General features: G+C 61.6%; 18 protein-coding genes. 7 read left to right on the top strand and 11 right to left on the bottom strand.

Going from position 1 to position 19,427, the window contains the following annotated elements; genetic code table 11:
* Positions 1-2 precede the first annotated feature (2 nt).
* From FVA74_RS04070 to FVA74_RS04050, 5 genes are read left to right on the top strand one after another with little or no spacing between them, the layout of a single operon-like run.
* Complete coding sequence (locus tag FVA74_RS04070; RefSeq protein WP_147720568.1) at positions 3-626, top strand: sugar transferase; 624 nt, start codon at positions 3-5, stop codon at positions 624-626.
* On the top strand, positions 626-1,261 hold the full coding sequence (locus FVA74_RS04065; protein WP_147720566.1) for an acetyltransferase: 636 nt from the start codon (positions 626-628) through the stop codon (positions 1,259-1,261). The genes FVA74_RS04070 and FVA74_RS04065 overlap by 1 nt, the downstream gene beginning before the upstream one ends.
* Positions 1,262-1,276: 15 nt before the next feature.
* Entirely contained in the window at positions 1,277-2,224 is a 948-nt protein-coding gene (locus tag FVA74_RS04060; protein ID WP_147720564.1) for an NAD-dependent epimerase/dehydratase family protein, read from the top strand.
* Between the two features lie 41 nt (positions 2,225-2,265).
* Positions 2,266-3,390 carry a glycosyltransferase family 4 protein gene (locus tag FVA74_RS04055; protein WP_147720562.1) on the top strand — a complete coding sequence of 375 codons (1,125 nt, stop codon included), beginning with the start codon at positions 2,266-2,268 and terminating at the stop codon, positions 3,388-3,390.
* Positions 3,391-3,399: 9 nt separating this feature from the next.
* Entirely contained in the window at positions 3,400-4,428 is a 1,029-nt protein-coding gene (locus FVA74_RS04050; RefSeq protein WP_147720560.1) for a glycosyltransferase, read from the top strand.
* A 19-nt stretch (positions 4,429-4,447) separates the two neighbouring features.
* On the opposite strand, the gene FVA74_RS04045 is transcribed toward FVA74_RS04050, so the two are convergent.
* The 5 genes from FVA74_RS04045 to FVA74_RS04025 all read right to left on the bottom strand — a co-directional run bounded on the left by FVA74_RS04045 (position 4,448) and on the right by FVA74_RS04025 (position 11,031).
* Complete coding sequence (locus tag FVA74_RS04045; protein WP_147720558.1) at positions 4,448-5,596, bottom strand: hypothetical protein; 1,149 nt, start codon at positions 5,594-5,596, stop codon at positions 4,448-4,450.
* A gap of 27 nt (positions 5,597-5,623) precedes the next feature.
* Positions 5,624-6,889, bottom strand: a complete 1,266-nt coding sequence (locus FVA74_RS04040) for a nucleotide sugar dehydrogenase (RefSeq protein ID WP_147720556.1) — start codon at positions 6,887-6,889, stop codon at positions 5,624-5,626.
* Between the two features lie 104 nt (positions 6,890-6,993).
* A complete protein-coding gene (locus FVA74_RS04035) occupies positions 6,994-8,289 on the bottom strand; it encodes an O-antigen ligase (RefSeq protein WP_147720553.1) in 1,296 nt (431 codons plus the stop codon).
* 28 nt (positions 8,290-8,317) lie between these two features.
* Positions 8,318-9,667, bottom strand: coding sequence for a glycosyltransferase (locus tag FVA74_RS04030; protein WP_168220044.1), 1,350 nt, complete (start codon positions 9,665-9,667; stop codon positions 8,318-8,320).
* A gap of 5 nt (positions 9,668-9,672) precedes the next feature.
* A complete protein-coding gene (locus tag FVA74_RS04025) occupies positions 9,673-11,031 on the bottom strand; it encodes a glycosyltransferase family 4 protein (protein ID WP_168220043.1) in 1,359 nt (452 codons plus the stop codon).
* Between the two features lie 124 nt (positions 11,032-11,155).
* Here FVA74_RS04025 and FVA74_RS04020 point away from each other — a divergent pair, with 124 nt between their 5' ends.
* A complete protein-coding gene (locus tag FVA74_RS04020) occupies positions 11,156-12,742 on the top strand; it encodes a glycosyltransferase family 2 protein (RefSeq protein WP_168220042.1) in 1,587 nt (528 codons plus the stop codon).
* A gap of 13 nt (positions 12,743-12,755) precedes the next feature.
* Here the strand turns inward: FVA74_RS04020 and FVA74_RS04015 are convergent, their stop codons facing one another.
* The 6 genes from FVA74_RS04015 to FVA74_RS03990 form a co-directional block, all read right to left on the bottom strand.
* Positions 12,756-14,357, bottom strand: coding sequence for a hypothetical protein (locus FVA74_RS04015; protein ID WP_147720546.1), 1,602 nt, complete (start codon positions 14,355-14,357; stop codon positions 12,756-12,758).
* Positions 14,358-14,460: 103 nt separating this feature from the next.
* Positions 14,461-15,327, bottom strand: a complete 867-nt coding sequence (locus FVA74_RS04010; RefSeq protein WP_147720544.1) for a hypothetical protein — start codon at positions 15,325-15,327, stop codon at positions 14,461-14,463.
* A 10-nt stretch (positions 15,328-15,337) separates the two neighbouring features.
* Entirely contained in the window at positions 15,338-16,210 is an 873-nt protein-coding gene (rfbA, locus tag FVA74_RS04005; protein ID WP_147720543.1) for a glucose-1-phosphate thymidylyltransferase RfbA, read from the bottom strand.
* Entirely contained in the window at positions 16,210-16,821 is a 612-nt protein-coding gene (locus FVA74_RS04000) for a dTDP-4-dehydrorhamnose 3,5-epimerase family protein (RefSeq protein ID WP_147720541.1), read from the bottom strand. The genes rfbA and FVA74_RS04000 overlap by 1 nt, the downstream gene beginning before the upstream one ends.
* A gap of 73 nt (positions 16,822-16,894) precedes the next feature.
* Positions 16,895-17,629 carry an ABC transporter ATP-binding protein gene (locus FVA74_RS03995; protein ID WP_147720539.1) on the bottom strand — a complete coding sequence of 245 codons (735 nt, stop codon included), beginning with the start codon at positions 17,627-17,629 and terminating at the stop codon, positions 16,895-16,897.
* Positions 17,626-18,462 carry an ABC transporter permease gene (locus FVA74_RS03990; protein WP_147720537.1) on the bottom strand — a complete coding sequence of 279 codons (837 nt, stop codon included), beginning with the start codon at positions 18,460-18,462 and terminating at the stop codon, positions 17,626-17,628. Before FVA74_RS03990 ends, FVA74_RS03995 begins: the two co-directional genes overlap by 4 nt.
* Before the next feature lie 81 nt (positions 18,463-18,543).
* Between FVA74_RS03990 and FVA74_RS03985 the strand changes: the two genes are divergently transcribed.
* The gene (locus FVA74_RS03985) at positions 18,544-19,425 is read left to right on the top strand and encodes a glycosyltransferase family 2 protein (protein WP_147720535.1); all 882 of its coding nucleotides are present in this window, start codon (positions 18,544-18,546) and stop codon (positions 19,423-19,425) included.
* Positions 19,426-19,427: the final 2 nt, after the last annotated feature.

The raw sequence follows: 19,427 nt of genomic DNA, 5'->3' as shown, positions 1-19,427 counted from the left end.
ACGTGGCCAGGAAACCGTACGACGTGATCAAAAGGTGCGGCGACATCCTGATCGCGGGCGTCGCTCTCGTATTGGCGTCGCCGATCATGGCTGTCACCGCGGCTCTCGTCGCACGGGACTTGGGCAGGCCCGTGATCTTCAAACAGCCTCGACCCGGTCTGCACGGGCAGGTGTTCACCCTCTACAAGTTTCGCAGCATGCGCGACGCCTCCCCCGGGCAAGGCGTGGAATCGGATGCCGAGCGACTCAGTCCATTCGGACGCCGCCTGCGGTCGACGAGTCTTGACGAGCTGCCCTCTCTGATCAACGTGTTCAAGGGGGATATGAGCATCGTCGGCCCGCGTCCCTTGCTCGTCTCCTATCTAGAGAGGTACTCCCCTCATCACGCGCGGCGACACGAGGTCCGGCCTGGTGTCACGGGACTCGCGCAGGTCTCCGGACGAAACGCCATCACTTGGACCGAGCGTCTTGATCTTGACGTCGAGTACGTTGATCGACGTTCTCTAGCACTGGACCTCTCCATTATCGCGCGAACGGTCGCGACGGTGCTTCGACGGGAGGGGATCACATCCGACGGCAACGCCACGATGGAAGAGTTCCGAGGCGACCGGGGGGACCAAACCTGATGACCCAACCACTCATCGTTGTTGGAGCCGGGGGCTTCGGGCGCGAGACTCTGGATGTCATCGATGCGATCAATCGGCGGGAGCAGCTGTTCGACCTTCTCGGCGTGCTGGACTCCGGGCCCAGTGAGTTCAACCGTGATCGCCTCCAGGAGCGCGGCGTGGCATACCTGGGACGTGACGTGTCGACGATTGCAGAACGTGGGGCACGGTTTGTCGTCTCGATAGGCGCTCCGAACGTTCGCGCGACTGTCACCGACGAGATCCTCGCGCTTGGTGTCGAGCTGGCGACCCTCGTCCATCCGAACGCAGTCATCGGAAGCGTGTCCACGATAGGCGCGGGCAGCGTCATCTGCTCAGGAGTGCAGGTGTCGACCAACGTCGCTCTCGGCCGTAGTGTTCACCTCAATCCCAACGCAACGATCGGCCACGATGTGACACTCGGCGCCTACGTCTCGGTCAATCCGGGCGCCATCATCTCTGGCAACGTCACTGTTGGCTCTCGATCGCTTATCGGTGCCGGCGCTGTCGTGTTGCAGGGCCTGCAGGTCGGAGCCGATAGCACGGTGGGCGCAGCAGCGTGCGTCGTGCGGAACGTTGCTGAGCGAAGGATCGTTAGGGGCGTCCCAGCTCGCTGAACGAGAATGGAAGAGATGAGAGTACTAATCACCGGCGGCGCCGGCTTCATTGGATCGAATCTGGCTCGGCACATCAATGCGACACGACCAGCGTGGTCCGTGCGCGTCATGGATGACTTGAGCACCGGGTTTCGGAGCAATCTGGACGGCATTGACGCCGATTTCATCGAGGCCAGCATTCTTGACCTTGAAGCCCTGGATCGGGCGGCAGAGGGTGTGGACTCGATCGTCCACCTCGGTGCCATCCCGAGCGTGCCCCGATCCGTCGCCGCCCCGCGACCCACGCATGAAGCGAACTCGACCGGCACGCTCAATGTATTGGAAGCTGCTCGCGCTCACGGCGTTCAACAAGTGATCGTCGCCTCCTCGAGTTCTGTATACGGGAGCAACCCCGCGCTGCCAAAGTCGGAGTTCGAATGGACGCGTCCCATGAGTCCCTACGCGGTGAGCAAGCAAGCGACTGAAGGCTATCCGCTGGCATACAACTTCTCCTATGGCATGAAGAATCTTGCATTTCGCTTCTTCAATGTCTACGGGCCAGGACAGGCCGCGGGACACGCCTACGCCGCTGTTGTTCCGCAGTTCCTCGATGCAGCTCGCAACGGGAGGTCCCTGACCATCCATGGGGATGGTCTGCAGTCGCGAGATTTCACATTCGTGGGCACTGTGTGTGCTGTCATCACCTCCGCCGTCGAACGGATCGTATATTCCAACGACCCGGTGAACCTTGCGTTCGGCACTAACACGACGCTTCTTGAACTCGTGTCTCGGATGGAAGCAATTCTTGGACGATCGCTGGACGTGCAGCACTCTGATGCGAGGGTCGGAGATGTCCGCGCGTCACAGTCGGACGGGCGCCGCGTGCGCGAACTGTTCCCTGAGGTCACACCAGTCAGTTTGGACGAGGGACTTGACGCGACCATCCGATGGTTCGGTCTATCTCCTGAGACAGCATCGCCGTGAGTCGTCGACCACGCCGCGTGCTGATAGGCGTCACGTCCGATATGTCGCTCGTCTTGATGCGAGGCCTCCCCGAGTTCTTGGCCAGCGAGGGCTGGGACGTTCATATCGTCACAAGTCCAGGACCCCAACTCGCCTCATTGGGGCCGAAGATCAAGACACATGAGGTAAGCATGCGGCGCGACCCTGCTCCTCTGGCCGATCTACGGGCACTCGTTGCTTGGATCCGCGTGATGCGCCGCGTTCGACCAGACGTAACACTCATCGGGACGCCGAAAGCCGGTCTTCTTGGTGGCTTCAGTGCGTTCATCTGTCGAGTACCTCGGAGGATCTACCATCTGCGAGGCCTCCGTCTTGAGACGAGTCGCGGTTTTACGCGTCGCGTCCTCCTCATACTCGAAAAGGCCTCGGCGTGGTTTGCTACCGATGTTCTCTCGGTCAGCTCTAGCCTGCGTCGGCGCTACACTGAGCTCCGCTTGGCTTCAGAGGAGAAGGTCGTGGTGTTGGGCCGCGGGAGTTCCAACGGCGTCGACGTCTCGCATTTCAGCCCGGACGCGGTATCTGAAACTCGGGAAGCGGAACTCCGAAGCAGCTTAGGACTGCAGAACGGGGGCCCGGTAATCGGTTTCGTGGGGCGCCTGAATCAGGACAAGGGGTTGTCAGTTCTTGCCGCGGCTAGCGAGATGTTGCAGAAGCGCGGACTCCAGCACCAGCTTCTCTTTGTCGGCGGGATAGATGAATCGGCAGGCGCGGAGACGGCGAGCCTCAACGCCGCGATTCAGACGGGGCATGTCGCAGACCCTCGTGACTACTACGCGGTGATGGACGTGCTGTGTCTTCCGACTCTTCGGGAAGGGTTCCCAAACGTAGTCCTGGAAGCAGCCGCGATGGGCCTTCCAGTCGTGACGACGGATGCCACTGGTGCAGTGGATTCCGTTAGGGACGGTGCAACAGGGTGGTTATGCAAAGCGGGAGACCCCGAAACGCTTGCAGACGCGCTCGCGAAGGCACTTGCCGACGAGCGTGTCCGCGAGGCTTACGGGGAGAATGGGCGCCGCGACGTGGTGAGTCATTTCGCCCGTACTGTGGTGTGGCAACGACTTCTGGACTTCCTTGACAGCGCTGAACACCACAGGCGCGCAGCCTCGTCAAGCAGCCGCCGCGACTAGGAGCGTCTGGTGTACACGGTGACCGCCTACGGGCGCATGGCAGGGAGTGCGCGTGTGCGCGTGTTCGACTGGCTCGACTGGCTCGGGCTCGAGCCGCGTTCCATGGAGACGTACGTTTCTGGATCTGACAATCGACTGTCCAGTCTCGTGAGGAAGCTACCGGGCGTGGCAACAGCTGAATTACGCTTACGCGCGCTCCCGCGGAGGGTAGCCGATGACACCGTATTACTGTCACGGCAGGCGAGCCCTTTCAGCCGAGGGGGCATAGAGGATCGTATTCTGAGAGCGGCTCGTCACGGTGTCTACGACTTCGATGACGCGCTGATGCTGGCTCCGCATTCTGCAGCGACTGCCTTGTGGCCGAAGCCGCTGATCTGGCGAAAGGCTGTGTCTGCGGCAGACACCGTGGTCGCAGGTAATGAGTTCCTCGCGGATTCGGCGGCAGCCTTCAACCCCAACGTTTCGGTGATTCCGAGTTGTGTCGACCCGGCGAGCTACCCACGCAAAACGAACTATGACCTCTCTTCCACTCCTCGCGCCCTCTGGCTCGGCTCTCCAAGCACGGAGCGCTATCTTGACCTGATCTCCAGCGCGCTTCTGCGAATCAACAGCCTGACCGGTCTGCGGCTAACCATGATCAGTGCCGGAGCAGCAAGTCTGGGTTCCCTTGATCGCATCGTTGACCGGGTTGATTGGGATCCGCACTTCGCTCGGCATCTCGCCGGAGCGGATTTCGGCATCATGCCTCTCGACGACACCGACTGGGAACGTGGCAAGTGTGCATACAAACTCCTTCAGTACGGGGCCGCCGGGCTTCCGCTCGTCGGCAGCCCTGTAGGGGCAAATCGGCCGGTGCTCGCAGGCGCCGATGGTCTCGCTCCCGAGACTGAGGACGAGTGGTTCGACGCCATGTCGGCCCTACTGCGGGAATCGAGCGAACGCCGTGAACAGCGCGGCATGACTGCATGGGCCCACATCAGTGAGAACTACAGCTTCTCGGCGTGGCAGGACAAGTGGTTGGACACAGTCAAGCCGTAGGACGCCACAGGCCGAGTGCTCAGTGCGTCGACCGCCACCGCGGACGAGATACCAATACCGCCCACGTGACCGCAGAAACCACGGTCACTAGGGCGTAGCCCCAGATGGCACCACCCAGTCCACCGACTGCAAAGCCGATGAGCGGTCCGGCTATCGCAAATACGGTCTGTACCAGGCGTCCGAGGAGAAGCCCGGTGCCATTCAGCCCGGCGCGAGCCACGATGTAGTGGAACGTGCCAAGGAAGTTCGCCGCTACAAATATGGCGGTTGGAAGTGCAAAATTGCCCAGTTCATTGAGGGTGCCAAGATCGAGCTGGGCTACTGAGATCACCACGAGTGCACCGTATGCGCACAGCGCCAGGAGGACGGCTGCTGCCACAACGAGCGCGTGACGTTTGAGCGTCTGTGGTTCCTGCGCAAGCATCGCGATCTTCGGCCTCAGCGGTGTGAGGACGAGGCGTACGGGAGCAGCCACGTTCGACACCGCGCGGTAGGTACCGAATTGTGCGACGCCCAGCAGAGGTGCAAGAAGATATGGAGTCCCGATCGCACCAGCGTCCATCAAGACTGAGTCGCGAAGAAGCGGCCGAATGTGCGTGCGCTTGTCAGAGAACCAGGAACGTAAGAGGGACACGGAGGGTAGCGGTGGAAGTCTCGAGGTCAACGCCGAGGCCACAGCACCAAGGGCCCACGCCGTGGACATACCCAATAGCGACCAGTCGCCAAGCACAGCGAACCAAACCCAGACTGCCACGGTTACGACGAGGCCGGACAGGTCCGACACGAGCACCGGCGCTTTGCACCTCACCGCGTAGTACCGAACGCTCACACGATAGACGGATGCCGCGACCGCGAGGGCGCCGATCACCGCAACATCACTGAGAGCGGGCACCAATGCAGAAACGATAACTGTAAGCCCTCCGAGCGACAGCGCGAGGAAGAGCGTCGCATTACCGTAGTCTCGCCAAGGGCTTCGCACTCCCGATTGCGTATCGTGACGTAGCCAAGCCTCACTGATGAGTGAAAGTGAGAGCGAACTACCCAACGCAAACACGAGATACTGCAGCGAAAAGGCTCCGTAGTCCGCCGGGTCCAGCGTTACGAGTGCGAGGATCTGGACAGCCAGGACATACCCGGCATTTGCGACGAGTCCGAAAACAGTCCTCACAGGGCGGCCTCGCGGACATCCAACGTCTTACAACCGCTCGACGTTTCTGCCACTGATCTTGTTCTTGGTGTCCAGGACCGGAGTATCGATGTTTTCGAGCACGGAGAGATCGAAATCGTCGTGGTCGGTGACAAGGATCGCAGCATCCACAGAACGGATGAGGTCCTCGTTGAGGGCCATCCTCTCGACGCCCTTAGGCCACCGAGCAGCCTCCACTCGCTCGTCGACTCCGATGACCACAGCGCCGTATTCCTGGAGCAGCTCGATGATCTTCAGAGAGGGTGACTCTCGAATGTCGCCAGTGTTCTTCTTGTACGAGAGCCCGACTAAGGCGACCTTAGAGCCGCTGATGGCGCGCTGCGAACGATTGAGGATCAGCATGAGCCGTTGCACGACGTAGTCGGGCATGTGGTCATTGACATCGTTCGCAAGCTCCACGAATCGGAAGTTCTGCCCGAGCTTCCGCCTCACTTGCCAAGAGAGATAGCTCGGATCTACGGGGAGGCAGTGCCCCCCGACGCCAGGTCCTGGGGTGAACTTCATGTACCCGAAAGGCTTCGTGCTGGCAGCTTCAATCGATTCCCAAACGTTCACGCCCAGCTTCTGCGCGAAGATCGCCAGCTCGTTAACGAGCGCGATGTTGACGTGCCGGAAGGTATTCTCCAGCAACTTGGTCAGCTCCGCCTCTTTGGGAGAACTGACCGGCACTGTTGTGTCCACGAGACGGTCGTAGAAACCCTCGACCTTCTCGAGCGATTGGACATCGATTCCGGAAACGACCTTCGGTGTCTCGACGAACCCCCAGACCTTGTTGCCTGGATCGATGCGCTCGGGGCTGTAGCCGACGTAGAAGTCACTCCCGGCCTTGAGGCCGGAACCCGCTTCCAGAATGGGGACAAGAAGCTCTTCGGTCGTGCCCGGGTATGTCGTCGACTCGAGAATCACCGTCGCCTGCTTCTTGAGATATACCGCCAGCGACTTCGCCGATTCTTCGATGAACGTCAGATCGGGCAGCCCTTCCCTCAATGGCGTTGGCACCGTGATCACCGCGAAGTCAAAAGACTCCGCGACTGCGTAGTCGACCGAGGGACGGTACCGACCGGATTCCAAGGCTGCCTTCAGTTCGTCATGAGTGATGTCGTCAACGAACGACTCCCCAGATAGCAGGCGATCGACACGACTCGCGTCGAGATCAACCCCGACGACGTCAAACCCCTGCGTGACCGCGCGCATCGCTACGGGAAGTCCGACGTATCCCTGGCCTACAACGACGAGCTTCTGTGCCTCTGACATGCATCCAACCGTTCCCGCTCCAACGGAGCTATCGCTTTGTCGCGGTGACCCAGTCTATTCGTTGTGTCACGCGCCGCCGTCAGTTGACGCCAAATCGGCCATCCCTACGGTCTCGGTACCGCTCCAGGCTCCGCTGATTCAGACCGACCGCTCAATAAGACACGAGACCGAGCGATGCGTGAGTCAACTGGCAGGTACTTCGCGCAGGATGCAAGCACCAACATGAAGACGAACCACCCCTGCGCATTGGTTTCGCTGATGTCACTGAAACCGCGGGCAATCACAGCCACAGCGGTTATGGGCAGCCAGAGAAACACCGCCTGTTGGTTACCCCACCAGATGCGTATACCGGCGCAAACAGCGAAAACATAAAGCACCAGGACAAGCACCGCCCCCAGAACCCCGAGTGTCACGAGCCAGTTGAGCAGCTCGTTGTGTGCATGAAAAACGACGTGCCCCGCTGCTAGTTCTTGTGACACACGCTCGCTGTGCGGAGATCCTGCTGGCCAGGAACGCGACCAGCCGAAGCCGACAATCGGCCTCTGTGCGATCGCATCGAGCACACCCGTCCAGATTCCGGTACGGCCGTTTATCGTGTCACTCTTGCCAAGTAAGAGAAGGACACGGGAAAAGTTCGCCATTGCGAGAGCAGCACCGAGGGCGAGGACTCCGAAAAAGAGGATCCCCGCAGCCCGCCTGCGACGGAGCAGCCCAAGCCCGATCCACGACAGGACGACGACAGCAGCCACTATCCAGCTTGACTTCGAAAGCGTGAAGCCGATCGCGATGAGGAACGCGGTCGCAGCCGCGAACTTTGCTATCGCGCCAAGCCATCCCGAAACTCGGACCGTGAGAGCTGCAGGGAGCGCGAGGGTCATGACGAACGCGAGCGTATTGCGATTGCCATAGATTCCCTGGAAGCCACTCGTCTCGTAGAAGAGCGCGTCGGCAGGACTCACAAGAAGTAGGGCAGTCGAGGCGCCGAGCACCAGTGCCCCAGCGACCACGATTGCGAGCACGACCGTCTGCAGCCGTGCTGATCGAACGATGACCCAGGCGCCCAGCGCCAGAATCGCGTAAGTAGTGACGTCTCTTACCGTTTCCCACGACGCGTAGCTCCAGAGAGCCGAGGCCGCCATGAGTAGCAACAGCCCGCCGAGCGGCAAGAGAAGTGGAACCCTTGGCCTGCGAGGCGAATACCGCCAGGCGACCAAGGACAGCACGAGCACGGCCAGCGCAGACTCGAGGATCGAGTAACGCCCCCAAAGGTGACGTGGCTCCATCAGTCCGACGAACCCCACGATGACAGCGAGTCCGAACAAGAACTCGTCAAGCTGAGCCTTCACGAAGGCCAGTTGGGTTCCTGACCGGGAGACGCGAGGAACAGCGGAATCAGTCACCGACTGAGTCTACTGAAGGGTGACTGGGTCACCGCAGGCGAACGAGGCGGGCGATGAAACGAAGTGGGGCCACTAAGATCCGGCCCGCCCGCCACGTTTCCGACTGGTGGACCGCAGCTTGCATTGCAGTGACTTCTCTACGATGACGCTCAACGACGTTAGGCAGATTGAGCCATTCGCGAGTGAGATTCGGGAGGCGACGAAGCGGCAGACTGCCCGTCTTGACAGCCTGTTCCAAGCGCTCGATGAGATCCGATACGGGATATGCGTTCTCGAGCCGCTCTTCCACGGCGCGCGCAGCCGCGGCTCCTCTGCGGCGCAGTTCGGTCCTGTCCTCGTGCGCTTCTCGCAGGACCCGCACCAAATCTGAGATATCGTCCGGCTCGAAGAGCCACCCGGTCTCTCCCTCGGTGACGAGTTCCGGATTCGCGCCCGACCGCGCGGCGATCACGGGCACGCCCAGTGCCTGATACTCAAGCGTGACCCGGCCGAAGGCTTCGCACGTCGATGCCATGACTGCGACATCTGCCTCAGCCATGTGCGCGAAGGGGTTGTCGGTCTCGCCAGTGATGGTCACGCAGTGAGAAAGACCCAAGACGTCGATTAGCTCGTGGATCTCCTCCAGTTCGGCTGACCCTGCTGGCCCGACAAGATCCGCGGCGATTTGCACGCCTTCGCCCCTCAACGCTGCAATTGCGCGAAGCAGACGCCACTGTCCCTTGGACTGCCCGAGTCGACCAACGAGAACGGTTCGGAGCACTTCCGGAGACTCCGCTTTCTCAGCGCGCCGGTTTCCCGCCAGCGCCCGAGCGCGAGGAAGGTCATTCGCGGGGTACGCGATAGTCACCTTCGAAGCATCCACCCATTGCGCAATGTGGTCGCGTACCGCCTCTGAATTCGCGACGACCACTTCGGAAAGGATCCCTATGTCCTCGAAGGTCCGCTTCCGACCAATGCGGAACTTCAGCCCATGGTCCAAATCGCCGAACTCATGCACCAACCACGCGTGCGCCACCCGTTCCATCTTTGCCGCGATCGCCCCCCAGGGCGCCACGATCGTGTTCGTCACTACGAGGTCCGGCTCATACTCTCGAATCAGGCTGGCGATAGCGGATACCGCCTCCGAGTCCATTCGAGCGGTCATGATCACGTCGATTGGCCGTTCACGAATCATCGGAAGTACCCAAGCGTCGAAGGGGAGGGCTCGATGCGACACTCCTCGCCTGTCGAACTCTGCCTGCATCATGCCCTCGGGGCTCCTCGAAACGACGAAGAAGTCGACCTCAGGTCGAAGTTCACGCCAGCGATCGATGAGGTTCAGGAGTGTCAGTTCGCCACCGCCGAACCCATCATTCGCAGAGCTGTGAGAAATGAACATGACTCTCATGCTTGGCCACTTCCCTTCCTGAGGAGTCGAAGGAGTGTGCGCGGCCCCGCCATCGCCATGCGCCCGACCTTCCATGTCAAAGACGTCCGTGGGTCGACCATGCCTCCGGTCGCCGTCAGAAGGTTGACCGCGGTCGTGGGCAGCGACATCCAATACGCCATGATTCGCGGAAGCCCCGGTAACGGCGCCGACCCTGCAGCGGTGACGTCTGCAAATCGGGCCAACAGTGGTGGGAGAGTGTGGCGAGATGCGATGTCATCCCGAAGCGTTCTCCAAGCAGCCTCGCCGTGCCGGGCGGCCAAGCCGGGCTCATCGGCGTAGCGACGAATTGCTCTCGCCAAGGAATCGGAGTCTTTCGGGTCGAATAGCGCTCCGGTCACTCCATCGTCGACCAGCTCCACCGTCGCCCCCGTCGCGGTTCCAATGACCGGCTTGCCTGCGGCCATGAACTCCACTGTTACGCGCCCGAAGCCCTCGCTGTCTGAAACGACCAAGCCGAGGTCCGCAGCCATGACGACCGGACGGGGATCTTCCAGCTCTCCTGTCAGCCGGACGCGATCACCTACGCCGCTCGCCTCGACCAGCGTCTCCAGTTCGCGTCGGTCCTCGTCCGCTGCCGAGCCCACCAATACCAGCTCAACATGAACATCGAGCAGTTTGAGGCCAGCCACGGCACGAACAGCTCGCGCCTGCCCTTTCGACTTGGCGATCCTTCCTACACATACCAAGCGGAGGGGGCGTTCGGCGGCGGACTCAGGAAAAGGCCACTGGGGATTCGGCGGGTTGCCTTCTGCGATGTCGATGCGGGGGTAGAGCACCGCAAGTTTCTCCGCTTCGACCCATTCCGAGAGAAAATCCCGCAGCGAGCGGGAATTGGTTACGACTAGGTCAGATAGTGTCCCGATGTCCTCGAATACGTCCTCCGCAGGTATCTGGAATTCGTGGCCATCCCCATACTCCCGCGGGAACCAAACGTGAGGCACCCCGCTGAGTTTCGCCGCGAGGGCAGCCCAGGGCGCCACGATCGTGTTAGTGATAACCAGGTCGGGCTCGAATCCTGAGATGAACTGCTCAAGTGCTCGTACCGCGGCGAAGTCATCCCGGGCCGAACGGTAAATGTGCTCGTCGGTAGTAGCTTTCCGATGGCGAACGACCGAGTGGAATCGCAGGTTCATCCATGGGATACCACGGCGGTCTAATTCCGGTTGCAGGTGCCCGGACGGAGTGCGCGAAACGACGAAGACCTCAAGTTCAGGATCCACCGCGCGCCACGCATCAAGGAACTCTAGAAGCGATCTCTCGGCGCCACCGAGGTTGTCGACTGCGGAGCTGTGCGAAAAGACGAGAACCCTCACCCACACAGACTAGGGCGTCGCGCGACCTCCAGTTCGATACGTAGGACACCATCTAGTCCGCATAGGGCCTCGGAATCCCCCCGAGTAGACTCGGAAGTCGGCCGACTTGGAAGGACTGTCACGCTTGAGCAATGAGCCATCCGGCGCAGGGACGTCGCGCGTCACCATCGTCATTCCGGTGTATGGAGACTGGGACTCGTTGCGCGACTGCGTGCGCTCACTCATCGAATACGCGCCAGCTGAAACATACGATGTCTTACTCGTCAACGACTGCGGTCCTGAAGCCGATGCGATCGAAGCTGGCATTCGAGGTCTCATCTACGGGAAGCCTCAGTTCCGTTACGAACGAAATCCACACAACCTGGGCTTCGGCTTGACCTGCAATCGTGCAGTGTTTGAGTTGGACACCTCACCGAATGACATCATCCTGCTGAACTCGGACACCGTTGTGACAGCCGGTGCATTTGACGAGATGCGGGCGGTCCTCCACTCCTCGCCCAGGAATGGCACCGTGTGTCCACGCAGCAACGACGCAACCATCGCTACCATCCCCTTTCATCAACGCGACAGTCGTGGGGAGCGAGATGCCGCGCGCACCGACGAGGTGTTCGCGGCCGTTCATGCGCTACTTCCCCGCTTCTACATCTCTCCGGTCTCGGTGGGGTTCTGCTTGCTGATTCGCCGCACCCTCATCAACGAGTTTGGCCTGTTTGACGAGGTCTTCGGTCGGGGATACAACGAAGAAAACGACTTCTGCCTTCGCATAAATGAAGCGGGCTACTCGTCGTTGATCGCGAACCACGCCCTGGTCCGACACGTGGGCAGCACGAGTTTTGGCAGCGCACAACGAACTGAACTTGAGGCGAAAAACTCACGGATCCTGCACGAGCGTTACCCGTTCTACCCGCGGGCTGTAGCAAACTTCATTCGGCACGGCTATTCCGCCGTCGATAGATTTGCGGATCTCCTCGTCGAAGACGGAAACCCGCGGAAGCCGAAGGTGCTCATCGACCTCGCTGGCAGCAAATCAATCTCCGGTAATCCGGGGGAAGCAGAAATCGTTCTTTCGGCGCTCCGTCTTGTAAGCAGCAAGGCAGACCTTACGGTCGTGCCTCCTTTGGGCGCCAAGATGACGACCGCACCTTGTGGCGATCCACTGAGGCTGATCGATCGCGAGGCTATCGATGAAGTGTTCGATATTGCGATCACAACAAGCCCGGTGACCTCTCTCGAGCAGTTACTCCTTCTGAATCGCTTTGCCTTGCGCTGGGTTACCACATCGCCGGTTCATAAGGACCTGAGGTCCACCAGGGGCCAAGCGCAAGCTCCACATACCAGTTTGACCTACCGGCTGACACTCGAGTTTGGAGACCTTCTCCTGCTGCAAGATGACTCCGCACTCGACGACATGGAGATTCTTTTCGGTCTGGATTTGCCCCAGAAAGCACTGCAGCGCGAAGCGCTGTTCCGGCATGGAGCAGTTTCTGAGTGGGAAAGGCTCCTCACCGAGGCAAGCGCCGCCCCTGTGGACGTCGAGAGGCTGGCGCGACGGGACCACTTGGTTCGTCCACTCTCACTTGCTGCGGATGCGCTGACAGAGAATCTTCGGGAGACGGCCCATTCACTTGACGAAATCCAGCGCAGCAAGACTTACGCCCTCGCCCGCAAAGTAACTTCACTATCCGCACCGTTTCGTCGCCGCCCACGTTGAGCGCCTGCCGCGGCTAAGGCACGGGCGCGGCGTTCGGCACAGCGACCGGCACCCGGAAGGGATCCATCTCGTAGGTCCAGACGTCGGCAGAGTGGGTCCTCAGTTTCTGCGCCTCGTTGGCGCTCGCCGTGTAGAAGTGGCGCTGGTAAACGGGACTCCAGAAACGAGCCACTGGCCGCGTACCCGCGGTGGTCGTGCTGGCGGGGTAGACGTAAAAGGCAATCGTTTCGTACTTCCAGATGTGATCCGGATAGTTGGCGATCACCCTGTCCCTCTCGGCCGCACTAGTGGTGTAGAAGTGCCCGTTGTATGTCGCGCTCCAGAAACGGAACGCTGGCACAGTGCCCGGGACCTGAGTTCCGAACGCGCCGAACATCGGCCCTTCATACGTCCATGTCGACGCTTGCTGTGTGATCAGCTTGTTCCGCTCCGCAACGCTGCGCGTGTAAAAATGCCCGTTGTATGCGTCGCTCCAGAAGCGGTACACGGCAGCTGAATCGCTTGCGGCCGGCTCCTTCGGAGGCACCAAGACTGTTCGACAGGCAAGCAGAGCATTGCCGCCTGACAACGAATCAAGGCCGTATACACAGACGTTCCGACTGCCTGCCGGCACCGCAAAGGTGTGATCGAAGCCATGGTTCTGGCCCTGGAAGGGGTACGCGGCTGCAACATCACTGCGAGGACTATCTGCATTCGCACTCGTCGTGAACTTTCCGTCCACATAAACGTGGATCGAGATCGGCTGGGTCTTGCCCCCTGTAAACGTCCAGCCACGCACACGGATGCTCTCAGCGCCGGCAGCTGCCACCGAATCCAGGGACCCTGCCGGGGCCGCCGGACTAATAGGGCTGCCAAACCAGTCGGTGTAGTCGCGAAAGAAGTTGCGGTTGCCGTAGGACGAGCAGGCGTCTCCTGTGCCCCCGAGATTCGCCAGGGCCGCCGCGTTCGGCTGGTACGGCGTGTAGTTGTACAGGGCCGCGGTGGCAGCGTTCCGGATCAGGGTGCGAGTCGAGCCGCACGCTGCATTGGGGTGGAAGAGCAGGTCGACTGTCGCGCCCGCACGGTGCTTGAAGTAGTTCGGCGCGGCGCGGTAGGTCTTGAACTGCTTGGCGGCCGACCAGACCTGGTTGAAGAATCCGTAGTAATTCACGTCGCACGCTGCCGTGTCGGGGCACCCCATCCCCATGGCGACGGTGAAGTCGGCGGGAATGGGGCTCGTCTTGGTCACGAGACCACGTTCCTTTTGGAGGGTGACGAGGATGACCTTTGCGCTGATTCCGCAGGCACGCTGCACCTTGAAGATGATCCTGGCAGCTGACTCACTCGCGGCACCCGCATAGGCGGTGCACTGCACTGCACCTGCAGTATCGGAATAGTGCTGAGGCTTGTTCGAGGTCGCCTGTGCGTACTGCTTCAGGCAGTTGTTGGGCCCGCAGGCACCCGGAGCCATCGTGTTCAGGAAGCTCTGGATCTGCGCCTCCGTCATGGCAGCGCCGTTGAAGAAGTTGTCGTCGCTGATGATGTGACCGGGGTCGAAGAGGCGCGCGTCCGCCGCCTCCGCCGCCTCGGGCGCCACGACGGCAGGCACCGCAATCATGCCCGTGGCGACAACCATGACCGCCAGAGTTCCCGCCACGACCCGCGAACAAATTCCGCGAACAAACACACGCATCAGAACCGACCCCAACTGTGCCGCCCGATCGACACCGTTCAACAGGCTAACGGACTGAATTGTCTACGGCCGCATTCGGCGCGACACGCCCGGCAGGGCGCGGATAGTCAGCGATTCCCGTGACATCCTCGCGCGACCAAGTGACGCCCGTTCGCGCGATTCGAGCCGGCGTCCCGACGAGCACCGAACCCTCGGGATAGGAGCCCGCGCGCACCATAGAGCGCATTCCCACGACGGAGTCTTCCGCGATGTGTGCACCGCCCAGAACGACGGATTCCTGACCAAGCCACACATGCCGAGCCAGTCGTATCCTTCCCCCACGGGGGTTCAGGCGGGCACCCGTTTCGGCGTCGAGGAGCGAGTGCATGTCATCGGTCGCAATGTAAACCCTCGAGGCCCACAGCTGGTCGGTATCGGCGAAAATCGCGCCGCCGTTGCGCGCGTCAAGGTGCCCCGCAAACGTACAGGTAACGAGTCGCCGCAACACGACCGAAGAACCGCCGCCACAGTGCACCTGGGCGCTTGGCAGCCAACACTCGGGCCCAATGAAGACAGATGCGTCGTCTCCGTGGATGCCGAGGACCGCGAGCCCGTCGATGGGACTCCCGAGCACGATGGCGACCCCCGACAGACCGCCGAGTTCCGCGCTGGCAGTGACGAACTCGGGGTTGAGCCCCACTCCAGCGGCGAGGTAGATACGATTGCCCCGATCTCGCCAGCCCTCCGGATACCGGATGCTCGCCTCGCGCAGGTCAAGGGCGTCGAGCTCATCGCTCGTCAGCCCGAGGGCGACGAATCGAGCGCGGATCTCCGGACTCAGCGGCTCTCCGCACTGCTGGACCCCTTCAGCGACCCAGAGACGCCGAGCGGCGGCCCTCGCCGCGCGTCGCAGCGTCCGAAGCACTCGCGGCACAGCAGTGGGCCTACGCGTCGTTTTCGCCGAGCAGACCCAGCAGGTACGTGCCGTAGCCACTCTTCACGAGCGACTCCCCCAGCGCCCGCAACTGCGCATCGTCGATCCAGCCGGCGCGCCAGGCGATTTCCTCGATGCATCCGATCTTGAAGCCCTGGCGGTCTTCAATCACGCGCACATACTCGGAGGCCTGCATCATCGACTCGAAGGTGCCCGTGTCGAGCCACGCTGTACCCCGGTCGAGCATTTGCACCTGCAGTTTGCCCGCCTCGAGGTAGCGCTCGTTGACGGTCGAGATCTCGAGTTCGCCGCGTGCGCTCGGCTCGATCGTCTTCGCGATCTCGACCACGTCGTTGTCGTAGAAGTAGAGGCCCGGCACGGCATAGTTGCTCTTCGGCTTCGCCGGCTTCTCCTCGATTGAGACGGCCTTCATGTTGTCGTCAAACTCGACGACGCCATACGCCGTCGGGTTCGACACGTGGTAGGCGAAGATCAGGCCGCCCTCAACCTCGCCGTGAGTGCGCAGCGACGAGCCGAGCCCAGCTCCATGGAAGATGTTGTCACCGAGCACGAGGGCCACGCTCTCGTCGCCGATGAACTCCTCGCCGATGATGAAGGCCTGCGCGAGACCATCCGGCGAGGGCTGGACGGCATACTCGAGACGGATGCCCAGGTCACTGCCATCGCCGAGGAGCGCCTTGAACTGCGCGTTGTACTCGGGCGTCGTGATGATGAGGATCTCGTTGATGCCCGCCATCATGAGCGTCGACAGCGGGTAATAGATCATCGGCTTGTCGAAGATCGGCATGAGCTGCTTCGAGATGCCCTTGGTAATCGGCCAGAGCCGGGTGCCGGAGCCGCCGGCGAGAATGATTCCGCGCATCAGGCGTCCTTCTGGTTGAGGAGGTCGTAGTAGCGACGGATGTCGTCGTACTGGGGCAGCAGCCCCTGTTCGGCCGCCTGGGCGAGGGTTGGGGCATCCGTGTCCTTGGGCGACAGGAGGAGCTCCCCCGCCTCAGGCGGGAACACCAGGCCGACCTGCTCGTCGAGCGGGTTGATGCCGTGCTCCTTGCTCGGGTTGAACACGTCGCTCACGAGATAGCTCACGGTCGCGTTATCCGTCAACGCAACGAAACAGTGACCGAGGCCCTCCGCGATGTAGATGGCGCGGCGGTCCTTGTCGTCGAGCAACACCGAATCCCACTGCCCGAACGTCGGCGACCCCACACGGATGTCGATCACGTAGTCGAGCACGGCCCCGTGGGTGGCTGTCACGTACTTCGCCTGGCCGCGCGGCACATCTGCGAAATGGATGCCGCGAACGACCCCGCGCTTGGAGACCGAGGTGTTGGCCTGCCGAAGGTCGATGGGATGACCGATGGCCTCCTCAAGTCGATCGAAGCGATACCACTCGAGGAACACACCCCTGTCATCGCCGAACTGCTTGGGGGTGATCTCGTAGGAGTCGGGCACGGAGAGTTCTCGGATCTGCACCCGACGATCCTACCCAGAGGCGGCTTGGAGAGATTTCGACAGGCTTAATCCGCGAGCAGCGAGCTCAATTCGCTCAGTTGTTGAGCGACGCCTCGTAGGCCGCGATCGTCGGAGCGGCTTCGCCTACCGCCTTCAGCGTGCCCTTATTGAGCCATGCGGCATGGTCACACATGGAGCGCACTGAGTCCATGGAGTGGCTCACGAGGATCACCGTCTTGCCCGCGCGCTTGAACTCCGCGAACTTGTCGAAGCACTTCTTCTGGAACTCCGCATCACCGACCGCGAGCACCTCGTCGACGACGAGGATGTCGGGGTCGACGTTGATCGCGACGGAGAACCCAAGGCGAACGTACATTCCCGAGGAATAGTTCTTGACGGGCTGGTCGATGAACTGCTCGACGCCGGAGAAGGCTACGATCTCGTCGAACTTGCGGTCGATCTCCTTGCGCGACATCCCGAGGATCGAACCGTTGAGGTAGATGTTCTCGCGACCGGAGAGCTCATGGTGGAAGCCCGAACCGACCTCCAGCATGGCCGCGAGCTTGCCGTAGTGCGTGATCGTGCCCTCGTTGGGGTAATAGATCTTGGCGAGGCACTTGAGCAGCGTCGATTTGCCCGAACCGTTGCTGCCGATCAATCCGAAGGTCGAGCCCTCCGGCACGTCGAAGCTGACGTCCTTGAGGGCCCAGAAGTCCTCGTGCACTGAGGTGCGGCCACGCATGATGGCGGCCTTCAGCGTCTGGTTGCGCTCGTGGTACATCCGGAAGCTCTTGCTGACATGGTCGACAGCGACTGCGACATCACTCATAGCGCCTCCGCGAGATTCTTCTCATTGCGCCGGAACACCCACAGGCCAACGACGAACGCTCCCACAGCCCATGCCAGGCAGATGAGCCACGTCATCGGGTCTGGCCATCGGTTGTCATAGAGCAGGTTCCGGAACAGCTCCAGGAAGTACACCATGGGGTTCAGGTGATACAGGTCGAGGATCGTGATGGACGTTCCCCAGATTCCCCCGACCCCCTTCGAAGCGTCCTCTACCAGCGAGACCGGGTAGATGACGGGGCTCAGATACATCCAGAGCTGCAGCACGATCGAGAGGAACCACTGGGTGTCTCGGAAATAGACGTTGGCGATCGCCAGCATGAGCGCGAGCCCGGCGGCGAAGACCGCGAGCAGCACCATCGCGACGATGACGAGCGGGATCCATGGCAGCACGAAGGCGCCGAGGATGCTCAGCACGACGACGAGCACGGCGATCTCGAACATCCAGTTGTAGGCGGCGGATGCGACCTGCGAGAGCGGGAGCACGACTCGGCTGAACGCCACTTTCTGAATGAGGCCAGCATTCGAGACGAGTGAAGTGATGCCGTTGTTGAGCACGTTGGCGAAGAAGATCCACGGCAGGAGGCCGCAGAGCAACCAGATGGCAAAGACATCGAGGCCGCTGGGGTCTCCCGGCTCCAGCTTGACGCGGAAGATGAAGGAGAACACGAACGTGTAGATCAGCATCAACGCGAGGGGGTTCGCGAGCGACCACAGCTGACCGAACACGGTGCGCTTGTATTTGCCCTTCACCTCGCGCATCGTGAGGTTGATGAGTAGCTCGCGAGAGGCGAGGATCTCCTTCAGATAGTTCATGCATCCCCACTTGAGGGCCCGGGTCGGCCATCGAACAATCTAGCCTAAGCCAACCGTGGGGCCGTCTAGGATGGGTCGGTCATGTCCACCTCGCCCTCCCCCCGACCCCGAGTCGCCGTCGTCACGGTGAGCTACGGCTCGGGCGATGTGCTCCCAGCCTTCCTTGACTCGATTCCGGCGGCGGTCACCGGTGACATCGAGGTCGTCGTGGCAGACAATAAGGCCAACGGACCAGAGGATGTCGGGGCGCTGGTTGCGCAACACGGCGCCCGTCATGTCGCCCTCCCCACGAATGTCGGGTACGGCGCCGCGATCAACGCTGCGGTGAAGGACCTCGATGCATCCGTCGAATGGGTGCTCGTGAGCAACCCTGACCTCGTGATGAGTGCCGACGCAATCGACACCCTCGTGGCGACGGGCGATGAGGATGCCCGCATCGGTGCTGTCGGCCCTGCAACACTGACCGCCGAGGGCGACATTTACCCCTCGGCCCGGGCTGTGCCGTCACTCCGCACGGGCGTGGGACACGCCCTCTTCGCGAACCTCTGGGTCGGCAACCCGTGGACACGGCGCTACCGCGACGACACCGTCAACACGAGCGTGCGTTCGGACGCCGGCTGGCTCTCCGGCTCCTGCCTGCTCGTGCGCCGCTCCGCCTGGGAAGAGGTCGGCGGCTTCGACCCCGAGTTCTTCATGTACTTCGAGGACGTCGACCTCGGCTACCGTCTGGGCCGGCACGGCTACCGCAACGTCTACGAGCCCGCCGCGGTGGTCACGCACACGGGCGCCCACTCGACGACGTCAGACTCGGGCGCCATGATCCAGGCGCACCATGAGAGCGCCCGGCGTTTTCTCGACAAGAAGTACTCGGGCCCGCACCTCCTGCCCGTGCGGCTCGCGCTACGTGTGGGGCTCAACGTGCGTTCCGCCCTCATCAAGCGTCGGCTCTCCCGCGAAAGGTAATC

The organism is Salinibacterium sp. dk2585, assembly GCF_008001035.1.
GTDB lineage: Bacteria > Actinomycetota > Actinomycetes > Actinomycetales > Microbacteriaceae > Homoserinimonas.
The sequence above is the reverse complement of the archived record's forward strand: the minus strand, read 5'-3'. Positions and strand labels throughout refer to the sequence as shown.